The organism is Bacteroides sp. D2 (assembly GCF_025147085.1).
Classification (GTDB): Bacteria; Bacteroidota; Bacteroidia; order Bacteroidales; family Bacteroidaceae; genus Bacteroides.
In genome coordinates this window covers 2785016-2796836 of the sequence record NZ_CP102261.1, presented here as the reverse complement: position 1 = coordinate 2796836, position 11821 = coordinate 2785016, and the positions used below count along the sequence as shown (strand labels likewise).

The window sequence follows — 11821 nt, the reverse complement described above, 5'->3', positions numbered from 1 at the left end:
ATGCCAAATTTGCATCCTGAACTAATGATGTTGCTTATGAAATTTGCCATTTTTGGAAATACTTATCAGGCTAAAAAGTCTTCTCATGCTGTCACCTTGTTTAAACTTTTAAAGAAACAAGGAGCAGAGATTGGTATGTGCAGGGAATTTTATCAATTCCTAGTTTCTGAAAATATGGATATTGAAGCAGATCAATTATTTGATGGTGATGATTTTACTGCCGATATGGTAATCAGCATCGGAGGCGACGGAACGTTTCTGAAAGCTGCCCGCCGCGTAGGAAGAAAAGGGATCCCTATTTTGGGAATTAACACAGGACGTTTAGGATTTCTGGCAGATATTTCACCGGAAGAAATGGAGGAAACATTTGATGAAATCCAAAACGGCAGATATAGTGTGGAGGAACGAAGCGTACTTCAGTTAATCTGCAAGGACAAACATCTCCAAGATTCTCCTTATGCCCTCAACGAAATAGCTATTCTCAAACGGGACAGCTCCTCAATGATCAGTATCCGGACAGCTATTAATGGCGCGTATCTGAATACTTATCAAGCTGACGGGTTAGTAATTGCCACTCCAACAGGTTCCACAGCCTACTCTTTGAGTGTAGGAGGCCCGATCATCGTTCCTCATTCCAACACTATTGCCATCACTCCGGTGGCTCCACATAGTCTCAACGTCCGCCCTATCGTTATTCGGGATGACTGGGAGATTACATTAGATGTAGAAAGCAGAAGTCACAACTTCCTCGTCGCCATTGACGGGAGGAGCGAAACTTGCAAAGAAACGACTCAACTAACCATTCGCCGGGCAGATTACAGCGTAAAGGTAGTGAAACGTTTTAATCACATTTTTTTCGATACACTCCGCAGCAAGATGATGTGGGGAGCTGACGGAAGACGGTAAGCAGTTCACATTATGCAACCGTTATTCCTCATCACCCGATTCAACTATACGGTACTTAAAAATAGAACTTCTAAAAAAAGGGATATTCAAACTGGTGGGAATGCAACAAATTGGGTATAGATTCCAACTAAAGACAAAAAGGGTTGGGATTTACAATCTTCAGAAATCAGATTAACATTATTTTCCCCTATATTTACTCAATAAGATTAAAATATACTGATTACACTTGCAAATCATTCTTTTATAGACAACAGTCATTCATTTTATCAGTTTCTCCTTACCTTTATTTACATACAAACTAGAGAAAAAAATAGCTTCCAATCATTCCTATATGAGTTCCTCGCCGAGAAATGAGATGTCCCTCACCGAGGAAGGATAAGTTCCTCGGTGAGGGACATCTCGTTGGTTTTAATCCAACGAAGGCTTCCATGATTAAAAAGCTGCATATTGTCTGCAAATTCATGCTGTGCTCGCCCTATTTTCTGTATATTATTGCAATTATTTATGCAGTTCTTTCCCCAGTTCATCCATAAAAGAACAACTGTTGCCCGAAGAAATATTAAAAACAGACCATCGGGTTAGCTAATATAGAAGAAAATAGAATATCGGTAGAGAAAAAGAATACCCCGATATTAATCTAACATAAAGGTCTGCGAACCAATCAGATTACCACCTTCGAAGATATCAACACGGTAGTTTCCGGCATACAAGAATTCTTCTACATCCCAAAACACATTGATATTCTGTTCTTCTCCGTTATATTCAATATACTTCTTAATTGAATAAACCAATGTACGGTTTTCATAAGGGAAAGTATTGGATGCACTCTTGGTCAGTACATCATTATCGGGTTTGGTAATACGTATATAAATGGTACGTTCACCGTTTTCAGCAGTTATATTCTTCACGACCGTGAAACTGATAGCCAGTTTCACCACGTCTTTCACTTTCTTTGCAGCTTTGCCACGTTTATTGCGTGGTTCGATACGAATATTAGTTGCATCAAGTTGTGCGGCTAACGTCACTTTCTTATCCAGATTTTTCTTTTCTTCGGAAAGGTTACTGATTTGTTGTGAAGCCTGATTATATTTTTGAGTCACTTCAGCTATGACCTGCTTCTGCTGTGCAGTCAGTTTATTCAGAGAGTCGATCTGATTGATATAGCCAACCATTACCTTACGCAAAGTAGCCAACTCATTCTTTAAACGACGGATCTCTGTGGCATTCGTGCTCTTCACTGTACGAAGTTCTTCCAAGAGACGTTGAGTTTTCAATTGTTCCTGTTCCAGTAATTGAGATAAAGAGTCATTAGAAATCGTCATCTTTAACTCATCATATTGTTGTACGAAACGGGTATATTCGTTTTCCAGATCTTCCTTATCTAATTGGAATTCCTGCACTAACTCCCGGTTAGCTTGTTTTTCGGTAAACAATAAATAAGTAATACCAATAATAGCTATCACCAAGATAGCCACGGCCGCAATAAGAAGGCTTTTTTTACTCATAGTTTCAGTTGTGAATTGATAACGTGCGCAAAAGTAATCATTTCGCAACAGAAGTCAAGCAGAAAAGCAGAGAGTTTTTTGATAACCCTCTGCTAATCCATACAATTTTAACTTATTTGCTTGCTAACTTATTCAGTTCAGCAGGTGTTACTACTGTAACTAATAAACATCTTGCTACTTTTTCTTAAAAGAATGAAAGACAAGTCCCGGAATATTATTCGTTACTAGTTTAAGATCACCCATATTTAAATACAATGCATTCTTACATTGAGTCTGATATTGTTTTACCCCAATCTGTTCCACTATATTCTGTACAACCTCTTCACAAGGAGAATTTATTCCATCGGATAGGTTCCACAATTCTTCCACATTATCTTTGCGCTTAGTAACAAACCGAAATCCCCTTTTCTTTAGTTCCTGCACCAACTCTTCTTTCCCGATACGTGCATTCACATGTACGGTTTTATTCTCTAGGAGAATACCTTTTTCATAAACATCCACCACTTTCTGTATATCACGTTTTATCCTGTCGATCGTTGATACAGGAGGGACAAACTGCCAAAACAATAATGGAATATATCCTTGAGTCAACTCATACAAAGGTTGTGATATTAAATATTCATTTAAATAAGTCCCCTGTACGGAAACCTTTGTTTGCTCCCGATTCTTATACATAAAATACATACCCATATTTGCACCGAGATTATACATATCCATCATATCATGAGTAGCAATCAAAGAATAAACTTGTGCCGGAGTATGTTCACAAATACCTTTTGATATATTATCGATCTGCCTGTTGACAACACCGCTCTCCCAATCGGCCAAGTCCTTACCTTTTTCAAGAGATAACGTATCATAGTCCACGACATTTCTTGATATCGTTTTGATGTCATGCTCTGAACCGGATTGGGTATATAAAATATAAAGAGAGCCGTCTGCATACTCCTGACCATCCACTCCGGTTTTACTAAGTTTCCGACAATAAGATTCACTTTTCACGTCTTCCCCTATGCCTGCGATAATTACATTTTCTACTTCATGTTCTATTATAAACTTCCGATATTCATCAGGCAAAGCCAATAATTTTATCCAGGCAACTCCGACATCATCCATGGAAGCATCATATCCCAATGTCGCATAACAAGGTACTCCAGCTTGCGAGGAATATTCTAATATGGAAGAAACTTCTTTGGTAGAATTGACAGAAACCAAAAAATGTAATGGCAATACGGGAGCCTCCATAGCTGCAGAAAGATAAGGTACCGTCGGTACTCCCGTAGCTATTATCACAGTTTTAAGTTTCTTCGACTTACCCAAATACTCATTATATAAATCTACTGTATGCTGAACGGATTGTTGAAGGAAATCAGGTGTCCCCCATACCGGTTTGGGACCTCCTCCCGGACCAATCTGCCATGTATGGCTCACACCTGCCGTCAGATTAGCTAAAGATTTTTGGACAGCATATTCCGCACTCATCCCACCATCGAGCATAAACACATTCAAACCTTTATATTCCTCTTTAGCGATTTGATAGGTAGTCAACATTCCGGGAGTTACCACCCTAAAATAAGAAGAATATGTCAACTGTCCCTCCTCTTTTTGATAAACACCTACGGCTGCAGGCGTAAATTCTGAAGGAACTTCCCAAACAAATGGTTCTCCACCAATCTCCGCAAGAACCGGTTCTCCTTTCTTGGAGAGATATTTCAGTATAATCGTTTTACCTTCTGACTTCCCATCAAAAGTAAACACAACCTTCTCCCCTTGTGAATAAACGAATTTATCCGTCAGCACACGAGCTCCAATCTCTCCTCCTGCCAATAATGCAATGAAGAAAGTTACCATCAATTGTTTTATATTCATTTCGTTAGTTTAAATCTTAAATCCGATGTTATATCAATGTTCTACTAATCTCATATTTCCAACCTGTGCACAAATAGTACGAAGCTCCTCCAATGTCAGGTACTCCATCGACTTAACCGTATTCCGATACTTCTGCACTCCAATACGTTCAATTATATCATAAGCAAATTCTTCAGCCGAACCTATTTTATGATTAATGCGTCCCAAATACTCTTCCGTTTCTCCATCATCTTCCGGATTCCATTTATCTACACTCTGCCTAATTCTAATATTCTCCGAAGTGACACCTCTTGCTATCAGCTCGTCATAAAACTCATAGCGTCTCATATTAGAATTCAGATAGAAAGATCCCTCATACAGATGATCGACAACATCAGGAAAATACCCGGCAATAGCTGGCTTCAGATAACCATCAATACGTTCTACTGTAGAAGCCGCCGAATTAAATTGCCAATATAATAAAGGTACATATCCAACAAACGCTTCATATTGAGGGTGATTAGTAAGATACTCGTTAAAAATAACTCCATTCACAAAAGGTGCCTGCAACTTGCTCTGATTCTTTTTTATATATTGAAGCGTCAGGAAAGAAGATATATTGTACAAAGCCATCATATCATCAGTTTCAATCGTATAAGCTTTCACATTTGTCATTGCTTGCGCAGAGCCGGATATATTGGCTATCTGATCATCGACAATTCCACTTTCCCAATCAGAGATATACTGTCCTTCACCCAATTTTAACTGATTATAGTCATACAACCGATGTTTCAGTGCGTCAATATCAGCATCCGAACCAAAGTTAGTATACAATATATATAAAGCACCAGGCGCATATTCATCGGTAATTGTATTCTGCGTCAAAACCCTTCGGGAATAAGACTCTCCATGTCCTTCCTGACCTACTCCATAAATATAAACTTCTTCCACCTGATGGTCTTTTATAAATTGCTTATATTCTTCCGGCAAATCCAATAATTTTATCCAGGCAACTCCCACTCCAGGCATAGAACCGTCATAACCCAATGTGGCATAAGAGGCATATCCATTTTGATTGGAATAATCGAGTATAGCTTGTACTTCGGAAGCAGAATTAGCCGATACCAGATAATGAATAGGTAAATAGGCTGCCCCCATCATTGTTGCAAAGTAAGAAACAGATGCGATCCCCGTTCCAACCACCACTCTCTTTATCTTTGTGGCAGCTCCGATCTCCGAATTGTAAAGCTCAACAGTTTTGCGAACGGAACGTTGCAAAAACTCCGGAGTAGGCGCAACCGGATAAGTACCACCCTGCGGAGCCTCCTCCATGGTGGCAGCTATTCCCTGATCGAAAGCAACTATCGTTTTTAATACACCGAACCCGGCACTCATATCTCCTATCTGACGATAAACAGGAAGTCCCTGATAATCTAACTTTTGAATATCGTAAGTCAACAGCGACTGCTCGTTGACAGCTCTGAAATATGTTCCGTCAATTGTAGTGGTTATCCCATCTTCAAAATCTAACAGGAACTTGACAGCACAAAAGGAAGAAGGCTTTAATGCAGCTGGAAGGGTATACAGTGTCCCGGCATCCACAGGAACAGATTGTCCCGGTTCTATTTGAATATGGGAAGCAACAGACTTTTCTATCAATACACACCCTCCATCATCCAAGTTCTGAATCACCACTTTTACTTCACGAATATCCATCGGATAGTTCGTTTCATTTTTCAAGGTAAAAGAGCAATTTACAGGATCTCCCGGCCAATAGGCAACTTTATTTAATTTCACATCAGAGGCTTTAGCCATTGTTGTACGAAAGCCGTCATCAACAACTTCCGAATCTTTGCATCCGCTCATAATAGCCAATGCAGAAAAAGTGATGATTATACTTGAAATATAACTAATTATTCTCATTGTGTTTTTCTTTTAAAATTGAATCCTTGTATTTATTCATCAATAAAGTAGCAATCTCAACAGCATTACCAACCGGTTCGGAAGGATAACGTTCATGTGACTTGACCCAGTCAATTTCAAACTGCGTCACTCTTTGATGAAAAGCATCAGCATTAAACGGCTGCTTGTTAGAAACAGAGCGAATAACTTCATCTATAAACATTTCCCAACGAGGCGCATAATATCCCGATACCAAACCTCCCCAAGTACGATTTGCATAATCGTTTAAACTTTGATCTTTATCTCCCCAGGTTGAAACGATAGTACGGGCATTTTCTTCGTAATAATTTTTAGAGGCTCCGTCTGTACCTAATGAACGGGCATCTTCAATCCATTTTCCCAGTAAAAAAGAAGATTGTGTACTTAATAAAGTATCAACATCACGCAGTAGTTGTTTCATTTCAGCTCCTTTTTGTTTTAATAGCGGTAATTGCTTCCGGGAATAAGCTTCCGCAAATTCATCGCGAAGCTTCCCGAAATAATTCCCCAGCACTTGCCTTCCTATATTAACAACATCATATTCATAAGCAGAATGTCGATGTTCTCCGGCTTTCAACAACATCTCCCATACCTCAAACAAAGTTTCATTGGAATACGCTACCGTAGACGTAGTCGTCCAATTGCCATTTCCTTTTAAACAAGGACGCGCATTCATCAATGTCCCCTGTCCCAAAGCAGCTGGTGCTGTATAAATACTGTCATAAAGCAATTTCCATGCCCGACGCATTTGTTGGTTTCTCAAGCCAATTCGCCTGTCTGCCAGTTGTTCTATCCATACAGAGTCCGGCAGATTACAATCCCATGCTTTACTGAAAACATATTCATACATGAAAGGATTTACATCAAACCCCTCCAAAGTAGAACCCAGTCCCGAAAAGTTTTCTCCACCATTGGTATATACATTTTCGATTCGTTTCCCCACTTCTTTGGTGTTTCCGGCAAGCATTGTATTTCCTCCGAAATTTCCTAAATAGCACCATAAATATGGTTGCCCGAAATACCGATCTGTCTGCTTCCAGACTTCAGTATTCTCACAATAATAGTCCAGTAGCAACAGTTTATCTTGAGGGACTGCTTTCAAGAAAGCTTCTACCCGTTCGTTTGTCCATAAATGTCGGTCAATATAGAATAACCATGTCATTTGTAACCAAGTAGCATCCGGATCGACATGCGTCATCGATTGATAAATATGCTTCGAGCAATTGGCTAAAAATTCCGGTTCCCAACTTGGAGGGGCTACTTCATTAAAAGGATCTGCCCCATAAATATGGTCTGTTCCGAACAACTTAGTTTGTTCTTCCAGAAACTCTTTCTGTATGGTTGCAAACAATGGGTCAAGCGGATCCAGAAAGTGGCTTCTGTATTTATCCTCGAAACCTCCCCAAGAGCTCATCCGGCTAATCTTAGCTTCCGGATAGATTCTTTTAAGTTCCGACGGTACATGTCCGGCAAATGCAGGAAGTATGGGGCGCATATTAAATTGACGTTCACGGGCTACGATTTGTTTCTGCAATGCTTCTTGTGTATCCAGCCATTCTTTAGGCAGAGGCCCCTGCCAATAATCCAGGTTAGACATACGATGCCAAGGCAAGTGAGCAGGCCCTGTGAAATAGTTCCGTATTTCCTCATCCGTCAATCCTAATTTCGTCCATACGCGATACCAGACAGATTCTTGTCCGGTGATTGCTAAAGGCATATTGATTCCATTTAAAGCCATCCAGTCTATCAACCGTTCCCAATCCTTCCATGTCCACCATGGCATTGTATAACCGAAGGTACAGTAATTAAGAAAGAATCGGTTCTTGCAACGGGCAGTCGAAGTTATTTTTGCCGGTGGCATGGGTAATACTTCCGGCATCTCCACCGTATCGTTCACATACCAGGAAACAGAGGTAAGACAGTAATGATTCAGATAATAGTTCAGCCCTACAGCCATCGAATTTGCGTTATTTCCCCGTATTCGTACTGTTCCTCCTTGCGCTTCTATTTCATACCAATCTTTATCAATCTTTTCTGATTGTTCAAAACTAAATTGGGAAGCATACTCCGGAAATAAACGTTCCACCATCTGTTGCATCGCTTTTTCATCTTCTGTACTTTCTTTGCAGGAAGAACACCATACGATCAACATCAGTAGAAATAAACATTTAATCTTACACATACTATTTATATTTTCATTTATATATTTCTTTTAAAAAACGAATGTATCCGATGTTACCCACTAGACACATTCGCTTGTCAAAGGGAGTAGTGTGATTACCGACCTAGTTGGTAATCGTCAGATGTGTAAGTCCCGCATCATCAAAATTCTTTTTAGTAAGCGGCACATCCGGTCCTATAATAACAGTGTTAAGTTTCTTCAGTTTCTTCAGAACTGTCAGGTCCACTTTCGGATTAATCGTTTTATCCACCGAGAAGCCTTTACCCTTTATGATAGAAAGTGTTTCCAGATTAACAAAAGGTAAAATATCAACCAACGTTTGTATTTCTCCCTGAATCGTCAGTGATTTAAAATTCTCTATATCCTGGCAAGCAGGCATACGGTCGGCAAATCCTATCAACCATGTGTCCCACCAATCGAAATATTCAAAACGTAAATCGGTAGTGGACCAGTCTTCGCCGATTGTAGGACCATATATCAATGCCCATTCACCTGATAATGATTTTTTAAATTCCGAATCATTGTAGAAAGGAACATTTTCCGGACGAGTGTTTGAGGCAGGTACATATTTATCCGTCAAAGATTTAGTCTGTACTTCAATCGTTTGTTCCGGACCGGCAACTCCTTTCGCCAGAAGTTGTACTTTGATTGTACTCTTTTGATTATGAGGTAAATTGGCAACGTATGAATAATCCGTAGGTTTAAATTTATCCATCACCTCTTCACCATCCCGATCCGTATAAGAAACCTTTATCTCGTCAACAACGGGAGGAAATGCCCACTGCAAAACAGCAGAAGTGGCACTACTTACTCCGACAGCGGCTTCAATCGGTAAGGAAGACAAATCAATATCTGTCGTATTAATCACAGTCTGTTCTGAATAATTCCAGTAATCTCCTGCTGATTCCGTACGTCCCAAAGCTCTTAGATAATATGTGCTGTTAGGGTTTAAGAACAGAGTCTCCGTAAATTCTCCCGACAATTCTGCCAAATTCTTCTTTATTCGTTTGTAAGTATGTGAACCGCTTTCGCTTTCATTCATAGCCGTACGTTGTCCGGGATATTGCTCTTTGCCATATACCAATCCTATTTCCTGATTCTTGGAGCGTTCGTCATTTACCTGATAAGTAAAAGTGACGTTCGCTGTAATGCCGTACAACACTTCCACCTTCTTGATTTTCAATGTTACATTAGGGGTAACAATCAAGTCCATTTTCTTAAAACTACGAATATCACCATAAATGGTATCCAACTCAAAGAACGGTCCGTTCGCCCATACTTTATAGCGGGAAGGATATACTTTGGTATTGCGATATGTTCCTTCAGGAAGTGTGTTATACTCCAAGGGAACCGCTACATTTCCATACTCCAGATCAAGTAACTTTAATTTAGCTCCATAATATTCGGTAGCCACCTTTTCACCGGTCAGCCTGTCAATAAAAGCGCCTTCGTAGCCACCGGTCAAATCGTCCACACGTTCGTCAAGTTCACACCCTGACAGATTCAGTGTTAACACTGCTAAAAGTAACAGTTTGATATTTATATATAATCTAGCTCTATTCATATTCTTTTCTTTTAGGGTTATCAATTCCAACCGTCATTCTGCACGATACCCGGGCTTTTGCTTAAAGGAAGCGGACAATAATAGTCTCTTTCCTCGAACCATTTCACTCTCGTAGCCAAATCCGGTGCTTCTACTTTCTCCAACGTATAATAAACGGAGGCAGGAGAAGTTGTTTCATCGATATGAAGAATGGGATAGAGAGCCTTCAACGTTTTATTGTGCATCTTTTCTTCCCCAATGCGCCAACGCTTCAAGTCCCAATAACGGAATCCTTCATACATCAAGTCTATCCGGCGTTCATGCCGTACAACCTCCAAGTCCATCGTTTTGGCAGGCAATCCTCCATGTATACTACGCAATAGGTCAAAAGCGACTTGGGCAACCGCTAAATAGTCATTCACTCCATAGGTTGAAAGCTCAACGGCAGCTTCAGCCAAATTTAAAATAACCTCGCCATACCGAATAACGACAGCATCCTGATCGTTTTCTTGTATAAGATAATCATCCAACCTCTTCACTCCATACAGTGTTTTTTTCAGAAAAAATCCCCAGTTAGTAGTTCCTGCGGCGGAAAGGTTCAAGAAGATACCATCTGCTCCACTTTTCATGTATTTTTCGTGACCGGGCACTTTCCCCGCTCCCATCCAATCTTCAGATTTTTCATAAGAATATTCTTCAGTAGTTCCATCTGTCCTTTTTACGAGTGTTTTCCGGTAAATAGAGAAACGTTCTCCCAAGAACTCTCCTCCCGGATAAATAACAGTGGCATCCAGACGTTTATCACGGTTTGCAAAAAAATCTTCGGGATTATTCTTTGAAGCGGCATAATCCAATGGCTGAATCTTGCCGTCTAATGTTTCAAATTGTTCGACAACATCTAAAGGAGGAACCATAAAGGCACAATAACTAGACCGTTTGATACGATAAGATTGGTACCAGTAATCTTCATATACAGCTACTCCTGTCTTGGCAACGTTAGCAAAACGGAAAATTATCTCATTATTATTTTCATCTTTTCCATTAAACAAATCGCCAAATTCAGTAGAGAGCGCATACTTACCATCATCAACGATTTCCTTTGCTGCTTTTGCCGCTTCCAATAAATATGTTTTCGCCATTTCTTTGCGGATTCCCTGGAAACTATTATTTGAAACTTTTCCATACTTAGCAATAGTCCCCGCATACAACATAGCCCTCGACTTCAACGCCAAAGCTGTATACCGATTGGCACGGTCACGATCTTCTGATGCAATACGCTGTACTTTCGGAAGCAATACAAGAGCCGAGTCCAAGTTATCTTTTATATAATCCCAGGATTTTTCCTCTGTAGAACGATTGTTGATGGAGCTTACATCATCCAACGGACTTGAATACAAAGGCACGCCCCCATATCGTTTCACCATCTCAAAATACAGATAAGCACGAATAAAATAAGCCTCACCGACTGTACTCAACACCCCTTCATTATCCGAATTCTTATAAGTGGCGATAAACTTATTAACAATATTGATTGTCTTATAATTCCATACCGCCTCAAATATTTCACCTTTGCTTTGAGAAAAGACTCCTCCAAAAACAGTACCCGGAGTGTTATTTCTCATGACCCCATTCTCGTAGGTAATATTGCTCGCTCCATCATCGGTAAAAGCATCCAGATGATGTTGCCTATACGACATTGCTCCGTCACCGATACAATGAATTGATTTACGTAATTCCGCATAATTGGATAAGAACTGTGCTTCTGCCAGTTCGGGATATTTGGCAATGTCCTCTTCACTAAGAATGGTTTTCGAATCGACAGTAAGCCAATCGCTACATCCACAGCACAAGCTCAATGCCAATACCATATATATGATAGATTTTACTTTCATAACC

Annotated in this window: 7 protein-coding genes; 1 reads left to right on the top strand and 6 read right to left on the bottom strand. The window is 40.0% G+C overall.

Features of this window, described 5'->3' with window-relative positions:
* The first annotated feature begins 36 nt into the window (after positions 1-36).
* On the top strand, positions 37-906 hold the full coding sequence (locus NQ505_RS09750) for an NAD kinase (RefSeq protein WP_032853871.1): 870 nt from the start codon (positions 37-39) through the stop codon (positions 904-906).
* A 632-nt stretch (positions 907-1538) separates the two neighbouring features.
* On the opposite strand, the gene NQ505_RS09745 is transcribed toward NQ505_RS09750, so the two are convergent.
* The 6 genes from NQ505_RS09745 to NQ505_RS09720 form a co-directional block, all read right to left on the bottom strand.
* Complete coding sequence (locus NQ505_RS09745; protein WP_009000280.1) at positions 1539-2411, bottom strand: hypothetical protein; 873 nt, start codon at positions 2409-2411, stop codon at positions 1539-1541.
* A gap of 174 nt (positions 2412-2585) precedes the next feature.
* Positions 2586-4280 carry a hypothetical protein gene (locus NQ505_RS09740; RefSeq protein ID WP_009000279.1) on the bottom strand — a complete coding sequence of 565 codons (1695 nt, stop codon included), beginning with the start codon at positions 4278-4280 and terminating at the stop codon, positions 2586-2588.
* A 33-nt stretch (positions 4281-4313) separates the two neighbouring features.
* Complete coding sequence (locus tag NQ505_RS09735; protein ID WP_009000278.1) at positions 4314-6182, bottom strand: hypothetical protein; 1869 nt, start codon at positions 6180-6182, stop codon at positions 4314-4316.
* Positions 6169-8382 carry an alpha-N-acetylglucosaminidase gene (locus NQ505_RS09730; protein WP_032853783.1) on the bottom strand — a complete coding sequence of 738 codons (2214 nt, stop codon included), beginning with the start codon at positions 8380-8382 and terminating at the stop codon, positions 6169-6171. Before NQ505_RS09730 ends, NQ505_RS09735 begins: the two co-directional genes overlap by 14 nt.
* Positions 8383-8485: 103 nt before the next feature.
* A complete protein-coding gene (locus tag NQ505_RS09725) occupies positions 8486-9946 on the bottom strand; it encodes a DUF3823 domain-containing protein (RefSeq protein ID WP_009000276.1) in 1461 nt (486 codons plus the stop codon).
* A 20-nt stretch (positions 9947-9966) separates the two neighbouring features.
* Positions 9967-11817: a RagB/SusD family nutrient uptake outer membrane protein gene (locus tag NQ505_RS09720; RefSeq protein ID WP_009000275.1), complete on the bottom strand. Its 1851-nt coding sequence runs from the start codon at positions 11815-11817 to the stop codon at positions 9967-9969.
* Between the last annotated feature and the right edge of the window lie 4 nt (positions 11818-11821).